The organism is Cohnella sp. OV330 (genome assembly GCF_900112065.1).
Lineage (GTDB): Bacteria > Bacillota > Bacilli > Paenibacillales > Paenibacillaceae > Cohnella.
This window is the reverse complement of record NZ_FOKE01000005.1, coordinates 233,783-252,541: the sequence shown is the minus strand read 5'-3', so window position 1 is coordinate 252,541 and position 18,759 is coordinate 233,783. Positions and strand designations below refer to the sequence as shown.

Sequence of the window (18,759 nt, the reverse complement as noted above, 5' to 3'; positions counted from 1 at the left end):
GTTCGACCGCAGGGTCGAGGACGGGCTGCGACAACCTCGAATTCTCGCAGGAGGAGCTGGACCGGATCGAAGCCATTTTGAAGGCTTGATCGGTCGGCCGACACTCACGAATGAAAAGGACGGACTCGCATACTGCGCGAGACCGTCCTTTTTTATGGCGCTTGCCGGTTGAAGATCGCCGGGTTAAGCAGCTCTCCGATATAGCGGTCCATCGTCTCCGCGGAGACGTCCCCGCCATGCTGCACCCACCAGGCGGCGATTCCGTTGATCGCGCCGGCATAAAATTCGGCGATGATCTCGGCCGGGACGGGGAAGGGCCCGTCCTTTCGCTCGAGCGCGAGCAGATCGTTTTTCATAAAACCCGACCCAATGCGCTGCATGAGGCTTTTGATCGACGTGGATTCCTGTTCGGACTTCATGATCGTGCGGAACTGCCGCTGATGCCCGAATTGCTCGAGCAGCTGAATCGGACGACGCATTCTTTCCTCGAAGTCCATGGCCGCCAGCTCCTTGTTCAATTCCTCGAAGCCCGCGCAAAGCAGATGGTACTTATCCTCGAAATGCTTGTAAAACGTCGTCCGGTGCACCATCGCCCGCTCGCAAATCTCGGCGACGGTGAGCGATTCGAACGTCCGGCCGGATTCGCCCAGCAACGCCATCAGCGCGTCCCACAGGAGCTTGCGGGTGCGCCGCACTCTTAGATCGGTTGACCCGTCGCTTTTCATATACATTAATGCCTCCAATGTAGATTAGACTACATTTATTGCGATTTGGTTCTTGACCTCAGACGGCGAACGCATTGTATAGTTAAGACTAACACTTGTACAAATACACATACAAGTGTAGACAAAGAGGATCGGATAGGAGGCTTTATCCATGAACGGGGCAACACCGTCGTCCGGAGGGGCGGCAATCGATTTAAGCAAGATACGCAGGGGACCGATCGTCTTTTCGCTCATCATCGGCGCATTCGTGGCCATACTGAACGAGACGCTGCTCGGGAACGCGCTGCCGGACTTGATGAAGGAATTCAACGTCGGCGCGACGACGATCCAGTGGCTCAGCACGGCCTACATGCTCGTCATCGGCGTCTTGGTGCCGATCACGGCGCTGCTGCAGCAATGGTTTACGACGCGGCAAATGTTTTTGTCCGCGATGACCTTATTCCTCATAGGCACGGCCATCTCGGCATTCGCGCCCGAATTCGGCGTGCTGCTCACGGGCCGCGTCGTGCAGGCGATGGGGACGGGGCTCATGCTGCCCGTGCTCATGAATACGATCCTCGTCATCTTCCCGGTCGAAAAGCGGGGAGCGGCGATGGGCCTGATCGGCCTCGTCATCATGTTCGCGCCGGCGATCGGACCGACGCTGTCGGGGCTCATCATCGACGCGCTCGACTGGCGCTGGCTGTTTTACCTGGTGCTTCCGCTGGCGGCCTTTTCCATTATTTTCGCCGCGGCGTTCCTGCGCAACGTCACCGATCTGACCAAGCCTAAGGTCGATATCGTCTCGATCCTGATGTCGACGATCGGCTTCGGCGGCATCGTTTACGGCTTCAGCAAGGCGGGCGAGAGCGGCTGGGGCGATAACGAGGTCGTATGGTCGCTCGCAGTTGGCGGCGTTTCCCTACTGCTGTTCATCTGGCGCCAGCTGGTCGTGAAGGAGCCGATCCTCGATCTGCGCGCCTTCAAGTATCCGATGTTCAGCCTGGTGACCGTGCTGCTGTTCGTCGTCATGATGACGATGTTCTCCACGATGACGATCCTGCCGATGTTCCTGCAGAGCGCGCTGCTGCTGACCGCCTTCAAATCGGGTCTGCTCATGCTGCCGGGCAGCATCATCAACGGGATCATGGCGCCCGTATCGGGCAAGCTGTTCGACAAGTTCGGACCGCGCGTGCTCGTGATTCCGGGCCTAGCGCTCACGGCGTTGTCGGTCTGGATGTTCACCGGCATCGACACGGACGTCTCCAAGGGTTATGTCATCTTCATCCACATCGTCTTGCTCATCGGCATCTCGATGGTGATGATGCCTGCGCAAACGACGGGCCTGAACCAGCTGCCGCGGCATCTGTACCCGCACGGCACCGCCATTCTCAACACGCTTCAGCAGGTGTCGGGGGCGATCGGCACGGCGCTGTTCATCAGCATCATGTCGACGGGCTCCAAAAACTACCTGGCCGGTTCCGAGGATCCGACCGCGCCGGCCGAACAGGTTGCCGGTCTGATGTCGGGCCTTCACGATGCGTTCTGGATCGGCTTTATCGTTGCGCTTGTCGCATTGGCCGTCGGCTTGTTCATCCGCCGTACGAAGGCGCCCGAGGAGCAGGAGGCCAAGCAGGTCGCTTAAGTCCTCTCATCTTAGGAAAAGCATTGCCGTCCGCTGCTATTCGGCGGGCAGCAATGCTTTTTTTGTTGTGGAACGAATTATGCTCATCGTGTTCGAGAAAGGGCAATTACTTCGGATCGTCCTTGTAGATCTCGCGCATGACGTGGCCGAGCTCGGGCACGATGAGGCGGGTCATCGCAAGGCGTACGGCGCCGGTCGAGCCGGGCATGGAGAATACGGCCGTGCGGCCGATCGTGCCGGCGATCGCGCGGGACAAAATGGCGGCCGTCCCGATGTCCTCCGTGAAGCTGAGCATCCGGAAAATCTCGCCGAAGCCCGGCATTTCCTTGCTGAGCATGCCGGCTACGGCTTCATAGGTCGTATCGCGCGCCGCGATGCCGGTGCCGCCGTTCAGCAGCACCGCTTCGATCGCGGGATCGGATTCGGCCTCGCGAAGCAGCTCGCGGATGCGCTCGTATTCATCCGGCACGATGAGCGCGGACCGGACCGCATGACCGTTCGCTTCGAGAAGCTCCCGGATGAGCAGCCCGCTCTTGTCGGTATCGGGCGTGCGGGTGTCGGATACGGTGATGATCATGCAGGCGACGGAGGACGGAGCCTCGCGGCGGTGCTGTTCGGCTGAAGTTATCGATTCCATGGAGAGCAGCCTCCTTCTTTGCGCGAGATGCGATAAATAAAAACGGCGAACCCCGATTTGCGGACCATGGAAGGATCCGAAAATGCAGGATTCGCTATTTCTTGTCGGATAGGCGACAAGATCGAGCAATCGCCTGAAGCTGAAGCCGATCGCCTTATTCCGGTCGGTATGTTGCCGGATCGTCCTGCGCATGCAGCACGTCGCTTGCGTCTCGATCATGCGCGTCCTCGACAGGCCTGGTGCGAATCAGCCGGTCCGCGATCGCCGGCAGCAGAAGAAAAAGGGCGTAGGCGAGCGTCATCCACACCGTAAACGTGTGGTACTGCCCTTGATCGAGATCGTACAGAACCTTGTCTCTGTAGAGAAGGACGAATGTATTGAGCAAAAGGCCGATCAATGCGCCAATAAAGCCGAACCGGGTGGCGGAACCCGGCATCCTGAACAGACGGAGCCGCACGACGAGCGCGACCCCCAGGATGACGAGCGCCGTGAGCGCCTCCAGCAGGAACAGCGAGGCGCCGAACTGACGGTCCTCGGCGGCGACGAGCACCCAATCGCCGAACAGCATAAAAAACAGCGTCCCAAGGGCCCACATCGCGATGCCCAATCCGGACAAAATCAGCATTTGCCTTAGCATGCCATGGATCTTTCCTTTCGCATCCGCCTGCGGACGCGGGAGTGGTCGGACGATTGCCCCGGACGCGGCTGCAGCCTTAATTGCCCGAAGCTGCAGCGCGTCATGCGGGATTTAAGGCAGCTGGCTCCGCAGCACGGTCATGTCGCCGCCAAGGCGATAAGCGCCCAGGTTGGCGGGGAGGAGGAGGCAGTCGCCTGCTTTGATGTCCAGGCTGCCGCCGTCCCAGCCGATCGAGCCTTGGCCTTGCACCGCGATCAAAATGACGAAGCTGTCCGACGGCGTCGCCAGCTCCCAGTCGCCTTGAACGACGCCCTTGTCGGTCTCGAAGTACGGCGAGGAAGCGAGGCGCAGCCACTCTCCGGCCTGCGTGCCGGCCGTGGACATGCGGCTCGCGCCGGCGCCCTCGTAGTCGGTCACGTTCAGCGAATCCTCGATATGGAGCTCGCGCGGCTTGCCGTCGAGGCCCGGACGGTCGTAGTCGTAGAGGCGATAGGTCGTGTCCGAGTTTTGCTGGATCTCGGCCACCAGGACGCCCGCGCAGAGCGCGTGGACCGTGCCGGCCGGGATATAGAACGTATCGCCGGCTTTGACGGACACTTCCTGCAGCGAATCCATGATCTTGCCTTCCTCGATTGCAGCCGCGAGCTTTTCGCGCGTCGTGCCCGGCTTCAGGCCGTAGATGATCTTGGCGTCCGGCGCGGCGTCGATGACGTACCACATCTCGGTCTTGCCGAGCTCGCCCTTGGGCAGGCCGGCATAGTGATCGTTAGGATGCACCTGGACGGACAGGTCGTCGTTGCAATCGAGCAGCTTGATGAGCAGCGGGAAGCGGCCGAGGCCGGCGACCGCGCCTTTTGCGCCGAACCACTGCGCGCCGAAGCGCTCGCGGATCTCGTCGAGGCCGAGACCGGCCAGCTCGCCGTTCTGCACGTGCGAGACGCCGTTCGGATGATCGGCGATCATCCAGCCTTCGCCGATATGGCCGGGGGGCACGTCGAAGCCGAACTGCTCGAGGGCGCGGCCGCCCCATACGCGTTCTTTGAACTCGGGCTTGAAGTGAAGGGGATAAGGTTTGGTCGATGCGGTCATGCTTGGTTGCCTCCTCTGGTCGATTGGAAAAATTCTAGCGATTCGCCGTCCGGTCCGCTGAAAAAGAAGTAGCGGCTTCCGTTCGGCAGCGTCGTGATCTCGGCGTCGAGTCCTTTGACGTCCAGCATCGAGATGCGCGAATACTCGGCCTCGATGTCATCGACGTTGAAGGCGACGTGGTGCACGCGCCCCTCGGGGGCGAGCGTTCCGTCGTAGCCTTCGATGAGCTCGAGCTCCGTCTCGTTCGCGCCGGGGAACGAAAGGAAAGCGAGCCGTATAACGCCGTTCGTGTGCGGCAGCGTGTCCGTATGTACGAGTCCGACGGTTTGCGCGTAAAAGGCGATGGAACGCTCGAGATTACTCGCCATGATGCCGACATGCTCGATTTTTCTGACAGCCATGCGTGCATCCTCCTTTTATTTTTTCTCCAATGCATACAAATACGGCGATCCCGTCCGCTTGGGAAAGCGGTACAGCAGCGCCTGGACGGCCTCGTCGGGCAGACCGGCGATCCAGTCGCCGACGGCCGACGCCTCGTCCTGCCCGCCTTCGTGGCCAGGATAGACGGCGATCGTCGCGATGCCGCCCGGCGCGAGCAGGCGAAGGGCGGCATCCAAGGCGGCCAGCGTCGTGTCAGGCTTCGTGATGACAGGGCCCGCGCCGTCCGCGCTGTCCGGTCCGCCCGGCAAGTAGCCGAGATTGAACATGATCGCGCGGACGCGCCCATGCGCTTCGGCTGGCACCCGCTCGGCCATCTTTTCATGCCCGGCATGCAGCAGCACCACTTCGCCGAGCGCTACGGCCGCCATGGCGCCGACCGGCGAAGCGGCTGCGTCGACCAGCCGCCTCCTCGTTCGCGCCAGCGCCTCTTCCTGCACGTCGAAGGCGTACACCAGCCCGCCCTGGCCGACGGTCCTGGCCAGGAACAACGTGTCCACGCCGCCGCCGGCCGTGGCGTCGACGACCGTCGCGCCGGGCGCGATGCGCTCGGCCACCAGCCGCTGCGCCATCGTCAGCACGGATAGGAAGCCCATGCGGTCAGCGTCCCTTCCAGTGCTTACCCTGCCAGCTGCCGCGCCGCATCAGCTCCGCGTCGATGGCGTTCAGCACTTCCCATTTGTTCAGGCTCCACATCGGCCCGATCAAGAGATCGCGCGGCGCGTCTCCGGTCAGGCGGTGGACGATCATCTCCGGCGGGAGCAGCTCCAGCGAGTCGACGATCAGCTTCACGTACTCATCCATTTCAAGGAAGCGAAGCAGGCCGTCGCGCCACTGCCGCACCATCGGCGTCTTGCGCATGAGATGAAGGAGGTGGATCTTGATGCCCTGCACGTCCATCGCCGCCGTCTGCCGCAGCGTCTCCATCATCATCGCCTCGTCCTCGCCGGGAAGGCCGTAGATGATATGCGTGCATACCCGGATGCCGCGCGCCCGGAGACGCTCGACGGCGTCGAGATAGCAGGCCGTATCGTGCGCGCGATTGATGAGCGTCGACGTGCTCTCGTGCACCGTCTGCAAGCCCATCTCGACCCAAAGGTACGTCCGCTCGTTCAGCTCCGCCAGATAGTCGACGACGTCGTCGGGCAGACAGTCCGGGCGCGTGGCGATGGAGAGGCCGACGAGTCCGGGCTGCTCTAGAATGACCTCGTAGTATTCCTTCAGCGTAGCAAGCGGGGCGTACGTATTCGTATAGGCCTGGAAGTAGCCGATGTACTTGGCCTCCGGCCATTTGAGATGCTGCCGGTCCCGGATCGTATTGAATTGGGTGACGAGATCCTGCCGGCGGCTGCCCGCGAAGTCGCCCGAGCCCCGCGCGCTGCAGAACGTGCAGCCGCCTGCCGCGATCGAGCCGTCTCGGTTCGGGCAGGTGAAGCCCGCGTCCAGCATGACCTTGAATACCTTCGTGCCAAACTGGCGCCTCATCTCGTGATTCCACGTATGGAACCGTTTGCCGCTCCATTCCGTTGGCGGGATGGCTGCGCCTGCTGTATTTTCGATGATCGGCATGTTCGTTCGCCGCTCCTTGTGCGCTAATCTTTAGTCGGATTGCTTAGGCTTCTTCTATTGTAGCTGAAAATGCCCCGGCATACCATTTTCATCGATTCATTTTACAGCGTTGCCGATTTTCGATAAAGAAGTTTTCTCGAAAAAAGGTGGCTTTAAGGCGCTCGCCTTCTTGTCAAACCTAACATGAACGTGTTATATTAAAAGTGCGTCAGATCAACAAACAAATCTGACATCAACACAAATTAGACGTCTGTCGGATACAGTCGCAAATGTGCGGATAAGCTAGACCCATCTTATTTTTCAGAAAGCGAGTGAAGTCCATGAACACGTCCGTACGTATTCCGCAAGGCGACGATACGATGAAGGTAGAGCTCACGGTCAAAGAAATGATGGCGCTGGCAGGCGTCAAGTTCAACAACAACCACAATGTCGGCGCCTCCGCGAAGAAGAAGCTGCAGGAAGCGATCGAAGTCCATTACCATATCGAAGAGAACCGTCCGCTGAACTAATCCGACGCAGACTTTTATAGACCGCCTGTCCCCGACTTGGGGAAGGCGGTCTTATTTCCGTTACGGGCTTCGGCTAATGCGACGGCAAGGCTTGTTCTTCCTCGGCAACCGCGCTTGACTTATACTGAAGCTGGAAGGTTTAAGGAGGACGAGGGATGCTGAGGATAGATGACGGAGCGGTAAAAGTATTCGAGAGCGACCTGTACCGGACAACCTCGACCGTCGTCGTGACGGATACGCATGTCGTGGTGGCGGATCCTTGCTGGCTGCCCCGGGAGGTCGAAGAGATCCGCGCGTACGTGGAGCGCGTGCGGGGAGATCGTAAGGTCGTGCTGCTATTCACGCATTCGGACTTCGACCATATTATCGGCTGGCGGGCGTTCCCCGAGGCCGTCGTCGTCGCGAGCGGCAGCTTCGCCCGAAGCCCCGCCGCCGAGCGCGAGCGGAATTTGGACCAGATCCGGGACTTCGACGACAAATATTATTTGAAAAGAAATTACGAGATCGCCTATCCGAAGGCGGACCATCCGATGGACGGCGACGGCTCGGTTCTGCAGCTCGGAGACGCGAGGCTCGTCTGTTACCAGGCGCCCGGCCACAACGCGGACGGCATGATGACGGTCGTGGAGCCGTACGGCGTGTTGATATTAGGCGATTATTTGTCGGACGCCGAGTTCCCGTTCATCTTCCACGACAGCGCAAGTTACGAGGAGACGCTCCTCAAATTCGACGCGATCGAGAGCCGCCACGACATCAAGCTCTTCGTGCCGGGGCACGGCTCGCCGTCGAGCGACCCGGCGCTTATGCGGGCGCGAAGGGACGCGGATCTGCGCTACGTTCGCGAGCTTCGCCGACTGGTCGAAGCCGGAGACGAGGAGGGGACGGCTCGCCTGATCGCCGATGCGCCTTTTCCGCGGAATCAACGCAAGTATCATGAAGAGAACACGAATAAAATCAGGCAGGAAATCGCGGACGCCGCCCGATAGCGGCGCGCAAACGGCTTTACAAAGCAGGCCGGAGCCTGCACAATGGATGCGGCACGGTTTTATTATCGGCGATACGGGAGGATCTACATGCGATTGCGCGGCAGGAAATTTAAGCAAGGACTCGAGGCGCAGGCCGATCTGGTGGTGCTGGAGCCTGAGAAGCTGAAGGGGCGCTGGCACGAATTTTTCGGCAACGACCGTCCGATCATGATCGAGATCGGCATGGGCAAAGGCCGGTTCATCACCCAGATGAGCGCGAGGAATCCGGAAATCAACTATATCGGCATGGATATGTTCGACGAGCTGCTGCAGCGCGGCAGCGAGAAGGCGCGCGCGGTATGGCGGGAAAAGGGCGAGGAGCGCGTGCCCAATCTGGCGCTTGTCCGCGGCAACGCGGAGTTTCTCGAAGATATGTTCGAGCCGGGCGAGCTGACGCGGATCTATCTGAATTTCAGCGACCCGTGGCCCAAAAGCAAGCACGGCAAGCGCCGGCTCACGCACCCGCTGTTCCTGATGAGGTACAAGCGGTTGCTGTCGGACATCGGCGAGATTCATTTTAAGACCGACTCGCTCAGCTTGTTCGAATTTTCGCTGAACAGCTTCGCGGATTCGGGGCTCCAGCTCCGCAACGTCTCGCTTCACCTGCATCGGGACGAGCTGCGCGAGGACCTCGTCATGACGGAGTACGAGACGAAGTTCGTGGGCCTGGGCCAACCGATCTACAGGCTCGAGGCCGTCATCGGCGCGCGCGCGCTTGCCGAACACCGCGAGCGGCTGGACGCCGAGCACGCGGACCAGGAGCGCCGCGCCGAAGAGGCGCTGGCGCGACGCAAGTCCGGGCTGGCCGTCGCCGGAGACGCGGACGAGGAGCAGGAGTCGGACGAATAGCAGGCGGATTAAACAACCGACGACGCAAAAGGGATGTCTCCGAGGTCCATGCGGACCAGAAGGACATCCCTTTTTGCTGAGGCGACTCGGGCCTGGAGGTCGATCTCGTCTCCCAAGGCTCGGTCTCAACTCATTTACAGCTTAAACTTGTGCGCCATCAGTTGCAGGTCCGACGCCAAGGCGCGCAGCGATTCGGCGGACGCGCTCAGCGCCTCCATCTCCGCGAGCTGCTCTTCGGTGGCGGCGGATATCGTCTGCGCCAGCTCGTTGGCGTGTCCGGCGACGCGATCCATCTCCTGCATCGACGCGGCCATCTCCTCGGAGCTCGCCGCCATCTGCTGGGCGGCGGAAGACGACTCTTGGATCTGCTTCGCCACGCTCTGCGTGGCCTTGACGATGGCGGCGAACGATTCGCCGGTGAGCGCGAGCGCCTGAACGCCCGCTTCGACCGCCCGCTGGTTCAGCTCCATCGTCGCCCCCGCCGCGGACACGTCCGTTCGCACGGTCCGAATGAGTTCGGCGACCTCGGCAGCGGAGTCGCTGGAGCGCTGCGCCAGCTTTTTGACTTCGGCGGCGACGACGGCGAAGCCTTTGCCTTCTTCGCCTGCGCGGGCGGCCTCGATCGAAGCGTTGAGCGCGAGCAGATTCGTCTGGCCGGCCAGCTCCGCGATGGCTTCGGCGACGCCGCCGATCTGCGAGGAGCGCTCCGTCAGCCGGTCCAAAATGCCGGATAGTTGTCCGGTCGTGTCGCTGATCGCGCCCATCTTGGCGTCGGTCGTCTGCAGGAGCCGGTTGCCTTCGACCGCTTCGAGCAGGGTCGTCTCCGACGACCCGAACGCTTCGGACGACGTGTCCGCGATGCGCTGGATACCCTGCGTCATTTCCTCCATCGACTGCGAACTTTCCGCGGCCGCGCGCGCCTGCGTTTCGTTGCCGGAGGCGATCTCCTGCGCCGCCAGAGCCATCTGCCTGCCGGCCAGGGTCGTCTCCGAGACGGCGAGGTTCATGTTGTTCGACGCGGCGTTCAGCCGGTCGGCGTTCGCGAGCAGCGTGCCGACGATGTCCCTAAGATTGTCGTGCATCTGTCTGAAGGAGCTTGCCAGCTCGCCGATCTCGTCCCGGTTGCGAACGACGAGATCCAGTCGGCTCAAATCGCCCGACGCCATACGGGCGGCTTCGCTCGTGATTCGCTTGATAGGCGTGACGATCGAGCGGATCAGCAGGAAGAGGAATGGCGCGAAGACGAGCCAGCAGACCGCGACGGTGATCCAGATGGCGTTCAGAATATGGCCTTCGCCCGAATTGTAATCTTTCATATAGGAGCCGGCCGCGACGATCCAGCCCCATTCGCCGGGCACCTGCATGGCATACGTGATCTTCTGGGCTTCCTTTTCCGAATTCGGGAGCGGCCAGTCGTAAAGCGTGAAGCCGCCTCCCTGCATGCTTTTGGCGATCATGTCTTTTATGTAATAGAAGCCGGAGCTCGTTTTCTTATCGATGATGTTCTGGCCTTCGAGCAGCGGATGGCCGAGCAGGTCGCCTTGCTCGTTCAATATAAAAAAGTAGCCGTTCTCGCCCAGATCGAAAGCCTTGGTGATGGCGCGCGTATCTCCCGTCTTGACGCCGATCAGCTGTTCCTTGACGTATTCCTGGGCTTCGGCGGCTCCCATGCGGCCGCTTGCGGCCTCTGTCTCGAAGCCTTCCGTGATGCTTGCGGCCATGTTGACGAGATTTTTCAGGTTCTTCTCGATGAGCCGGCCCGATTCGTCGTCGTAGATCTTATAACTGACGAGGCCGAGCGCGGATACGGGAATAATCAGCGTCAGCAGAAACAAAGGAATGAGCTTAAGACGGATCGACCTCCGCCACGAATGAACAAAACGCAAGTTTATTCTCCTCCTTATGACAAAGAAACTAGGACTTCGGACATCTTCTATCGACATTATATTCGAATTTGGACATCATTTCCAACCGACGCGGTTACAAAAATAGTACCGATTAACCGGAAACCCGCGCGCCTCGGTTTCCGTCTTATAAAAGGGACGACTATCCATGGTCTTAAGAAAATCCGTCTTTGGACCGCCGTATCGGCGAAATACAGATCGGGAGGAGGGATGCCGAGACCGCGGAAGCACCGCTTCGTCTTTGGCGAGATCGGGCCGTTTAACATGACCGGACGTATGGGTACACTTCTATGGAGATATTTGCGCGCAACGGGAAATCGCATCCAAGCCCGCCTGCCGCGGTTGCCGTCGAAAACGGGGACCGGATGAGACTGCAGTCGCTGAAACGGAGCAACCGGGCGCAAGGAGAGGATATGAGGAAGCATTCGGGAACATGGGAAGATTGATTGCGGTTTAATCCGCCTATCCGGTCCGATAGCGCCGGATACGGCAGTCTGTCGGTTTTGACAAAGCGAACCGAAGGTAAGACAATCAAGCGTATGCTTTCGGACTCTCCGAGCTTGATTGCACAAACAGAGAAATCATGAAAAATAGGGGTCCAGGGGGTAATACCGCATATGTTCAACAACCTGCTGCTCGGCGTTCAGGTGTTCTTTTTCCTGATCGGAGCCTACCAAGTGATCTTGTCCTTCTTCGGCTGGTACCGCAAGAAGGAGACCATCACGCACAAGCCGACCAAGTCGTTCGCCCTTCTTGTGGCCGCTCACAACGAAGAAGCCGTCGTCGGCGCCCTAATCGAGAATTTGCTGAAAATGAAATACCCGCGAGAACTGTTCGACATTTTCGTCATCTGCGACAACTGCACGGACGGCACGGCCAAGATCGTACGCGGCTATGAAGGCGTCTACGCCTGCGAACGCAACAATCCCGCGCAGCGGGGCAAGGGCTTCGCGATCGAATGGATGCTGAAGGAGCTGTGGAAGCGGCCACGCCAATACGACGCCATCGTCATGTTCGACGCCGACAACTTGGTCGCCACCGATTTCCTGCAGTACATGAACGAGGATCTGTGCAACGGGCACCGCGTCATCCAGGGCTACCTGGACACGAAAAACCCGCATGACAGCTGGGTTAGCGCCGCCAACGGCATCAACTATTGGTTCTGCAACCGTCTCTGGCAGCTGCCGCGTTACAATCTCGGCCTGTCGAACTTCCTCGGCGGCACGGGCATGACGTTCGAGACCAAGCTGCTCAAGGAAATGGGCTGGGGCGCGACGAGTCTCGTCGAGGATCTCGAGTTCACGGTGCGCTGCATCCAGCGCGGCATCAAGCCGAAGTTCAACTTCGACGCCCGCGTCTACGACGAGAAGCCGATCACGTTCCGCGCGTCCTCGCGCCAGCGCCTGCGCTGGATGCAGGGACACTTCGACATCACGCGCCGCTATATGCTGCCCACGCTGTGGCAGGGCATCCGCGAGCGGAGCTGGGTGAAGATCGACGCCGCCATTTATATTTTTAACGCGTACAACTTTTTGATGGGCTTCTTGCTGACGTTCACGCTCTGGTTCGATTTGCTGCTGCCGGGTTCGCCGCATTTCGATTCGATCTACTCGGTCGCGCCGGCCTGGATCGCGGTACCGATCTCGCTGTACATCTACGCGCAGCTGCCGCTGTCGATGCTGCTCGAGAAGGTCAGCTGGAAGCTGTACTTCAGGCTGATCACGTTCCCGATTTTCTTCTTCTCCTGGTGGCCGGTGACGTTCTGGGCGTTCTTCACCCAGAACAACAAGCAGTGGAGCCACACGGAGCACACGCGCGTGCTTCGCCTGGAGGAAGTGCAAGGCAAGCAAATGTAGTTTGCAGGCGCGGGGCCCAAAAACGCCCTCGTGACGCGAAGGCGCCGTCCGTCCTGCCGGGACGAGATTCGTTTGACATGCCCGGCAGGGCGTGCTATAGTAGTTCGGTAACTGTTTAAATAACAGTGCTATCAAGAAGAAGCACCCGCTTCTCACCTGTTCGGCTGACGCCGGCTGGTCAGCGTAGCCTACGTATCCGGTCCGACCGTGCGAGCTTTCTCGCAGCCGGCGGCCATCCAACGTTAGCGAGCGGAATGCGGGCGAAAAGGCCCGCATTTTTTATGTTCTTCTTGACCTATTGGTTGCCCAGGTTGCAACGACGACCTTTTTCCATTAATGGAGGTGGAACGTTATTAGCAAGGATCATCAAATCAATGAGGAAATCCGGGCGAAGGAAGTCCGTCTGGTAGGCGCTGAAGGCGAACAGATCGGCATCAAGCCGTTCAGGGAAGCGATGCAGATGGCGATCGACGCCAATCTCGATCTGGTCAATGTAGCTCCGCAAGCGAAGCCGCCCGTATGTCGCATCATGGACTACGGCAAATTCCGCTACGAGCAGCAGAAGAAAGAGAAGGAAGCCCGGAAGAATCAGAAGATCGTCGATCTGAAGGAAGTCTGGTTCCGTGCGAATATCGACGAGCATGACTATCAGACCAAGATGCGCAACGTGATCAAGTTTCTTAAAGAAGGCGACAAGGTCAAGTGCTCCGTGCGGTTCCGCGGTCGTGAGATTGCGCACTCCAACATCGGCCAGAAGATCCTCGAGCGCGTCGCTGCCGAAGCCACGGGCGAAGACCTGTGCGTCATCGAACGCGTGCCGAAGCTCGAAGGCCGCAGCATGATTATGATTCTGGCCCCCAAGGCCACCCACTGACGACAGGAGGAAATACAGATGCCTAAGATGAAAACCCACAGCAGCCTGAAGGACCGTTTCAAGATCACCGGTACCGGCAAGGTCAAGCGTTTCAAGGCTTATAAGAACCACTTGCTGTCCCACAAGTCCGGCCGCCAAAAGCGCGTTCTGGGCACGCAGCCGCTGCTCGCGGACGGCGACGTTCGCCGCATGAAGCAGCAACTGGCTAACCTGAAGTAATCGATCCGATTCGCTGCGCCGCGCAGCGGACTTACACATTCACCGGGAGGTAATCTCAAATGGCAAGAGTCAAAGGCGGGTTCGTAACGCGCCGCCGTCGCAATAGAGTCCTGAAGCTGGCTAAAGGTTACTGGGGCGCCAAGCACCGCCTCTTCAAGAAAGCCAACGAACAAGTTCTGAAGTCCCTGACGTACGCGTACCGCGACCGTCGCCAAACCAAGCGCAACTTCCGCAAGCTGTGGATCGTGCGTATCAACGCTGCCGCTCGCCAGAACGGCCTGTCCTACAGCAAGCTGATGTACGGCCTGAAGCTGGCCGGCATCGAAGTGAACCGCAAGATCCTCGCCGACCTGGCCGTGAACGACATCACCGCGTTCAACTCGCTGGCAGGCACCGCCAAAGAAAAAATCAACGCGTAATCATTCGCGTTCGAGACGCCGCTCCTTTCGCCGGAGCGGCGTCTTTTTTGCGTTCGTCGCGTTCCTCGCCTCGACAAGCTCGCCGCGCAACTCCGCGATTCGCCGCGTACAAGCGTACATCCCTAACCAAGGCCGCCGTCATATACTGAACGGACAAACGGTGAAGGGAGGAGTTCGCATGGCACGCGTGACTAAATCGCAAGCTCAAAAGCTCGTCGGACGCCATATCTATGCCGTTCGCAAGGACCGCTCGGTCGTTTACGGCAAGCTGGTCGCGATCAAAGGCAATTCGCTTATTCTTGAGCGGGGAAAAGGCAAACAGGTTCAAACCAAAGCTATCATCCCGCTCGTTTTATTCGATCTGCTCGCCATAGGCACGTCACCTTTCGGTTATGGCGGTTGGGGAGGCTGGGGCGGCGGCTTCGGCGGCGGCTTCGGCGGTTGGTGGTAAGGCGGTCATTCGCCGATGCGGAACGAGGCAGCAGGTTAGCGTTCGGTCGCGTATGAAGTTTCTATAGCGAAGCATAACGGGAGGAAGCGGCGTGCACCCGCTTCTTCCCGTTTTTCATGGAGAGATTGATCCTTTTCTGGATTTTCCGGAATATTGCGCGACGTACATATTCGATATGATGATTATTGAAAGCGCTTTTAAACTAATGCGGAGAGAGGGAATTTAGTGAAAAGAGATTGGAGAAACACGCTGACGGTACGGCTATCGGTCACGCTGGTCGCGGCGATGCTGATGACGATGTGGGGAGGCTGGCCGCCGGCCAAGGTGCACGCATCGGACGAATTCGACGCGCTGAGGGTCAAATGGGCGACGCTGCTGACCGGGGGACAGTCGTTGGACGCGTCGGACCCGGATATCGCTGCCCGAACCGACAAATTGGCCGATGATGCCCAGGATTATTGGGATGGCATGGACCTGTCCCCGACGCGCACGTACATCTGGTACGAGCTTCGCGGCAACGGAACGTCGGACAACGTCAACGCAGTCTACGAGCGGCTGCGGACGATGGCGTTGGCGGCAACGACCGTAGGATCCGATCTTTACGGCAACGCCGACCTTAAGGAAGACATTCTGGATGCGCTCGACTGGCTGTACGTCAATAGCTACAATAGCTCGCGAAGCCGCTCCGCGTACAACTGGTGGCATTGGCAACTGGGCATCCCGATGAGCCTGAACGACATCGCGGTGCTGCTCTACGACGATATCAGCGCGGCTCGGATGGCGACGTACATGGATACCGTCGATTACTTCACGCCCTCGATCGGCCTCACGGGCGCGAACCGGGCATGGCAAGCGATCGTCGTCGGCGTGCGCGCGGTCGTCGTCAAAGACGCGGTCAAGCTGGCCGCCGCACGAGACGGTTTGTCGGGAGCGGGCATATTCCCGTATGTGACGGGCGGCGACGGTTTCTATGCCGACGGCTCCTTCATTCAGCATACGACATTCGCTTATACTGGCGGCTACGGCAGCTCCGTCCTGGAGACGACGGCCAATTTGATGTACTTGCTGTCGGGCTCGACATGGTCGGTCGCCGATCCGAACCAAGGCAACGTGTGGCAGTGGATCTACGACGCCTACCGGCCGCTATTGTACAAGGGCGCGATGATAGACATGGTGCGAGGGCGGGAGATCTCGCGCAATTACGCCCAGGATCATGCGGTCGGTCACGGTATCGTCGCGAGCATCGTGCGGCTTGCCCAGTTTGCGCCGACCGCGCATGCGGCCGCCTTTAAGCAGCTGGCGAAGCGCCTGATCCAGGAAGATACGTTCAGCAGCTTCTACGGGGACGTATCGATCGATACGATCCGACTTGCCAAGGCGATCGTCGCGGACCCGTCCGTCCCGCCGGCGGCGCCGCTCGATCAGTACAAGCAGTTCGCGGCGATGGACCGGGCGGTGGTGCAGCGGCCCGGCTTCGCCTTGGGGCTCGCCATGTATTCGACGCGAATCAGCAGCTACGAATCGATCAACGGCGAAAACGGGCGGGGATGGTATACGGGCGCCGGCGCGACTTATTTGTACAATCGGGATCTCGCGCAATACAGCGAAGACTATTGGCCGACCGTGGACGCCTACCGGATCCCGGGGACGACGGTCGCCTCCCAGACGCCGATCGCGAGCGGGGTCGGCACGACGAGCTGGACCGGCGGCGTGTCGCTGGCGGGGCAGTACGGCGCGAGCGGCATGGACCTTTCCTACGGCGCGTACAATCTCGCCGCGCGCAAATCCTGGTTCATGTTCGACGACGAGATCGTCGCGCTCGGATCGGGCATTTCCAGCACGGCAGGCATCCCGATCGAGACGATCGTCGACAATCGCAAGCTGAACGCGGCGGGCGATAATGCCTGGACGGCCGACGGGACGACGCTGCCGACCGGACTTGGCACCTCGCAAGCGTTGACCGGCGTGAGCTGGGTGCATCTGGCCGGCAATGCCGCCGGCGGCTCGGACATCGGCTACTACTTCCCGGGAGGCGCGACGCTGCAGACAAAGCGGGAAGCGCGCACCGGCACCTGGAAGCAGATCAACAGCCGTCCGGCTACGCCTTCGACCTCCATTACGCGCAACTACGGGACGATGTGGATCGATCACGGCTCGAATCCGTCCGGCGCGTCGTATGCGTACGTGCTCCTGCCGAACAAGACGAGCGCGCAGGTCGGCGCCTATGCCGCCGATCCCTCGGTCGAGATCGTCGCCAACACGGGCGGCGTCCAGGCAGCGAGGGAGAAGACGCTCGGACTCGTCGGCGCGAACTTCTGGACGGATGCGACGCTGACTGCCGATCTCATCACGTCGAACAAGAAGGCGTCGGTCATGACCCGCGAGATCGCGGACGAGAGCCTTGAGGTATCAGTGTCCGATCCGACGCAGGCGAACAACGGCACGATTGCGATCGAGCTGGCGCGATCCGCGGACAGCTACAGCGCGGACCCTGGCATTACCGTCACGCAGCTGAGCCCGACGATCAAATTCACCGTGAACGTGAACGGCGCGAAGGGCAAGTCGTTTCACGCGTCGTTCCAACTGGGCGAAGGAACCGGAGGCCCTGTCGACCCGGGCGATCCGGAGCTGCCTTCCGTCATCGTGGACAACGCCGATTCGACCGGCGTGACCAAGACGGGCACGTGGAAAAGCGTCAGCACGCAGACCGACCGCTACGGCGCGAACTATTTGCACGACGACAATACGGGCAAGGGGACGAAAACGGTAACGTTCACGCCCGATCTGCCGCAAGCGGGCTACTACCGGGTGTCGCTCATGTGGCCGGCGCATGCCAATCGTGAGGATGCGGTCCAGGTGGACGTCGCCCATGACGGCGCGACGACGCGCACGGCGGTCGACCAGCGCGCGAACGGCGGCGTATGGAATCCGATCGGCGGCTACTATTTCCAAGCGGGAACCGGCGGCAGCGTGACGATCCGCAATGACGCGCTGGCGTCGCCCGACGGTTACGTTGTCGCGGACGCGGTCAAGTTCGAGCGGCTGCCCGATCCGGTCATCGTGGACAACGCGGATGCGGTGGGCGTGACCAAGACCGGGACGTGGAAGATGGCCGGCACGCAGACGGATCGCTACGGCGCGAATTACCTGCACGACGACAATACGGGCAAGGGGACGAAAAGCGTGACGTTTACGCCGAATCTGCCTATCGCCGGCAGCTATGAGGTATATCTAATGTGGCCGGCGCATGCGAACCGGGAGGACGCGGTTCAGGTGGATATCGGGCATGCGGCAGGCATGACGCGTACGGCGGTCGACCAGCGCTCGGGCGGCGGCGTCTGGCATTCGATCGGGACCTACGGCTTCCTCGCCGGCTCCGGCGGCAGCGTGACGATCCGCAACGATGCGCTGGCTTCGCCCGACGGCTATGTCGTCGCGGACGCGGTCAAGTTCGTGCCGGTCGGCTGAGGCAGCGTTTAGCGCGTAGGGAATCCCCGTCGCTTGCGGCGGGGATTTTCAGCGCGGGCGAAAGCGCCGGGGGCGTTGAAGAGGGAAGCGCAGCGCTGAAGAGAGGGGGGCAGAGGGCGGGCCGGATGTGAAGTTGAGGGTAGGGAGGCGTGAGGATCGAGCATCGAGAACTGGCGTATTGATGCGATGCGAGGCTGCAAAGGAGGAGAAGCCTTCGGCGGCTTGACGCGCGAAACGGACCACGGATTCGTTATCGAACTTGCTCAAGCCGAATAGCGGCGTTTGCGGACTCAGGAGCCCTTATTTATGCGAAATGCGGGCAATTCGAGGGAAGTGTGGAGCGATAGCGGATTCTGTGTCCGGTATCATGCCGAAAGAGCTGGGTACGGGTCGAATAACGGATCGTCAGTCCGTTGGGACTCGCGAGTGCGAGCAATTGAGCGCTTCGGCCGGTATCGGAAGCGTT

18 protein-coding genes and 1 other annotated feature are annotated in these 18,759 nt (G+C 60.3%); of the genes, 10 read left to right on the top strand and 8 right to left on the bottom strand.

The genetic code is table 11. The annotated features are described in order from the left end of the window. Positions 1-152: 152 nt before the first annotated feature. Positions 153-725 carry a TetR/AcrR family transcriptional regulator gene (locus BM235_RS13925; protein ID WP_158543857.1) on the bottom strand — a complete coding sequence of 191 codons (573 nt, stop codon included), beginning with the start codon at positions 723-725 and terminating at the stop codon, positions 153-155. A 151-nt stretch (positions 726-876) separates the two neighbouring features. Here BM235_RS13925 and BM235_RS13920 point away from each other — a divergent pair, with 151 nt between their 5' ends. Beyond that, a complete protein-coding gene (locus tag BM235_RS13920; protein ID WP_090114096.1) occupies positions 877-2,349 on the top strand; it encodes an MDR family MFS transporter in 1,473 nt (490 codons plus the stop codon). Between the two features lie 106 nt (positions 2,350-2,455). Here BM235_RS13920 and BM235_RS13915 read toward each other — a convergent pair whose 3' ends face one another. The 6 genes from BM235_RS13915 to BM235_RS13890 form a co-directional block, all read right to left on the bottom strand. After that, a complete protein-coding gene (locus BM235_RS13915) occupies positions 2,456-2,986 on the bottom strand; it encodes a MogA/MoaB family molybdenum cofactor biosynthesis protein (RefSeq protein ID WP_090114094.1) in 531 nt (176 codons plus the stop codon). Between the two features lie 154 nt (positions 2,987-3,140). Beyond that, the gene (locus BM235_RS13910) at positions 3,141-3,623 is read right to left on the bottom strand and encodes a hypothetical protein (protein ID WP_090114092.1); all 483 of its coding nucleotides are present in this window, start codon (positions 3,621-3,623) and stop codon (positions 3,141-3,143) included. A gap of 111 nt (positions 3,624-3,734) precedes the next feature. Then, positions 3,735-4,712, bottom strand: a complete 978-nt coding sequence (locus BM235_RS13905; protein ID WP_090114090.1) for a type I phosphomannose isomerase catalytic subunit — start codon at positions 4,710-4,712, stop codon at positions 3,735-3,737. Further along, positions 4,709-5,113, bottom strand: coding sequence for a VOC family protein (locus tag BM235_RS13900; RefSeq protein WP_090114088.1), 405 nt, complete (start codon positions 5,111-5,113; stop codon positions 4,709-4,711). Before BM235_RS13900 ends, BM235_RS13905 begins: the two co-directional genes overlap by 4 nt. 15 nt (positions 5,114-5,128) lie before the next feature. Then, positions 5,129-5,746 (bottom strand): tRNA 5-(aminomethyl)-2-thiouridylate-methyltransferase MnmM, encoded by a 618-nt coding sequence (locus BM235_RS13895; RefSeq protein WP_090114086.1) that lies wholly within the window; start codon positions 5,744-5,746, stop codon positions 5,129-5,131. 4 nt (positions 5,747-5,750) lie between these two features. After that, complete coding sequence (locus tag BM235_RS13890) at positions 5,751-6,719, bottom strand: tRNA modification radical SAM protein MnmL/YtqA (RefSeq protein WP_090114084.1); 969 nt, start codon at positions 6,717-6,719, stop codon at positions 5,751-5,753. A gap of 320 nt (positions 6,720-7,039) precedes the next feature. Here BM235_RS13890 and BM235_RS13885 point away from each other — a divergent pair, with 320 nt between their 5' ends. The 3 genes from BM235_RS13885 to trmB all read left to right on the top strand — a co-directional run bounded on the left by BM235_RS13885 (position 7,040) and on the right by trmB (position 9,102). Next, positions 7,040-7,228, top strand: coding sequence for a hypothetical protein (locus tag BM235_RS13885; RefSeq protein WP_090114083.1), 189 nt, complete (start codon positions 7,040-7,042; stop codon positions 7,226-7,228). Positions 7,229-7,383: 155 nt separating this feature from the next. After that, positions 7,384-8,214 carry an MBL fold metallo-hydrolase gene (locus tag BM235_RS13880; RefSeq protein ID WP_090114082.1) on the top strand — a complete coding sequence of 277 codons (831 nt, stop codon included), beginning with the start codon at positions 7,384-7,386 and terminating at the stop codon, positions 8,212-8,214. 87 nt (positions 8,215-8,301) lie between these two features. Beyond that, the gene (gene trmB / locus BM235_RS13875; protein WP_090114081.1) at positions 8,302-9,102 is read left to right on the top strand and encodes a tRNA (guanosine(46)-N7)-methyltransferase TrmB; all 801 of its coding nucleotides are present in this window, start codon (positions 8,302-8,304) and stop codon (positions 9,100-9,102) included. A gap of 134 nt (positions 9,103-9,236) precedes the next feature. On the opposite strand, the gene BM235_RS13870 is transcribed toward trmB, so the two are convergent. Continuing rightward, the gene (locus tag BM235_RS13870; RefSeq protein WP_158543858.1) at positions 9,237-10,988 is read right to left on the bottom strand and encodes a methyl-accepting chemotaxis protein; all 1,752 of its coding nucleotides are present in this window, start codon (positions 10,986-10,988) and stop codon (positions 9,237-9,239) included. A 635-nt stretch (positions 10,989-11,623) separates the two neighbouring features. On the opposite strand from BM235_RS13870, the gene BM235_RS13865 reads away from it, so the two are divergent. From BM235_RS13865 to BM235_RS13840, 6 genes are all read left to right on the top strand, one after another. Continuing rightward, on the top strand, positions 11,624-12,862 hold the full coding sequence (locus tag BM235_RS13865) for a glycosyltransferase family 2 protein (RefSeq protein WP_090114077.1): 1,239 nt from the start codon (positions 11,624-11,626) through the stop codon (positions 12,860-12,862). A gap of 127 nt (positions 12,863-12,989) precedes the next feature. Beyond that, positions 12,990-13,150 (top strand) — a sequence feature (ribosomal protein L20 leader region). A gap of 82 nt (positions 13,151-13,232) precedes the next feature. Further along, positions 13,233-13,736, top strand: a complete 504-nt coding sequence (gene infC / locus BM235_RS13860; RefSeq protein ID WP_110468919.1) for a translation initiation factor IF-3 — start codon at positions 13,233-13,235, stop codon at positions 13,734-13,736. Positions 13,737-13,754: 18 nt separating this feature from the next. Further along, a complete protein-coding gene (rpmI, locus tag BM235_RS13855; RefSeq protein ID WP_090114073.1) occupies positions 13,755-13,955 on the top strand; it encodes a 50S ribosomal protein L35 in 201 nt (66 codons plus the stop codon). A gap of 59 nt (positions 13,956-14,014) precedes the next feature. Continuing rightward, positions 14,015-14,374 (top strand): 50S ribosomal protein L20, encoded by a 360-nt coding sequence (gene rplT / locus BM235_RS13850; RefSeq protein WP_090114071.1) that lies wholly within the window; start codon positions 14,015-14,017, stop codon positions 14,372-14,374. 178 nt (positions 14,375-14,552) lie between these two features. Next, a complete protein-coding gene (locus BM235_RS13845) occupies positions 14,553-14,825 on the top strand; it encodes a 50S ribosomal protein L33 (protein ID WP_090114069.1) in 273 nt (90 codons plus the stop codon). A 225-nt stretch (positions 14,826-15,050) separates the two neighbouring features. Beyond that, positions 15,051-18,293, top strand: a complete 3,243-nt coding sequence (locus BM235_RS13840) for a polysaccharide lyase family 8 super-sandwich domain-containing protein (protein ID WP_090114066.1) — start codon at positions 15,051-15,053, stop codon at positions 18,291-18,293. Positions 18,294-18,759 lie beyond the last annotated feature (466 nt).

Excerpts from the sequence above, each read along its gene's own strand:
- BM235_RS13900 (WP_090114088.1), bottom strand. The coding sequence starts at position 5,113 with ATGGCTGTCAGAAAAATCGAGCATGTCGGCATCATGGCGAGTAATCTC.
- BM235_RS13845 (WP_090114069.1), top strand. The coding sequence starts at position 14,553 with ATGGCACGCGTGACTAAATCGCAAGCTCAAAAGCTCGTCGGACGCCAT.
- BM235_RS13925 (WP_158543857.1), bottom strand. The coding sequence starts at position 725 with ATGAAAAGCGACGGGTCAACCGATCTAAGAGTGCGGCGCACCCGCAAG.
- rplT (WP_090114071.1), top strand. The coding sequence starts at position 14,015 with ATGGCAAGAGTCAAAGGCGGGTTCGTAACGCGCCGCCGTCGCAATAGA.
- BM235_RS13880 (WP_090114082.1), top strand. The coding sequence starts at position 7,384 with ATGCTGAGGATAGATGACGGAGCGGTAAAAGTATTCGAGAGCGACCTG.
- BM235_RS13885 (WP_090114083.1), top strand. The coding sequence starts at position 7,040 with ATGAACACGTCCGTACGTATTCCGCAAGGCGACGATACGATGAAGGTA.
- BM235_RS13920 (WP_090114096.1), top strand. The coding sequence starts at position 877 with ATGAACGGGGCAACACCGTCGTCCGGAGGGGCGGCAATCGATTTAAGC.
- BM235_RS13910 (WP_090114092.1), bottom strand. The coding sequence starts at position 3,623 with ATGCTAAGGCAAATGCTGATTTTGTCCGGATTGGGCATCGCGATGTGG.
- trmB (WP_090114081.1), top strand. The coding sequence starts at position 8,302 with ATGCGATTGCGCGGCAGGAAATTTAAGCAAGGACTCGAGGCGCAGGCC.
- BM235_RS13905 (WP_090114090.1), bottom strand. The coding sequence starts at position 4,712 with ATGACCGCATCGACCAAACCTTATCCCCTTCACTTCAAGCCCGAGTTC.
- BM235_RS13895 (WP_090114086.1), bottom strand. The coding sequence starts at position 5,746 with ATGGGCTTCCTATCCGTGCTGACGATGGCGCAGCGGCTGGTGGCCGAG.
- BM235_RS13915 (WP_090114094.1), bottom strand. The coding sequence starts at position 2,986 with ATGGAATCGATAACTTCAGCCGAACAGCACCGCCGCGAGGCTCCGTCC.
- BM235_RS13890 (WP_090114084.1), bottom strand. The coding sequence starts at position 6,719 with ATGCCGATCATCGAAAATACAGCAGGCGCAGCCATCCCGCCAACGGAA.
- rpmI (WP_090114073.1), top strand. The coding sequence starts at position 13,755 with ATGCCTAAGATGAAAACCCACAGCAGCCTGAAGGACCGTTTCAAGATC.
- BM235_RS13865 (WP_090114077.1), top strand. The coding sequence starts at position 11,624 with ATGTTCAACAACCTGCTGCTCGGCGTTCAGGTGTTCTTTTTCCTGATC.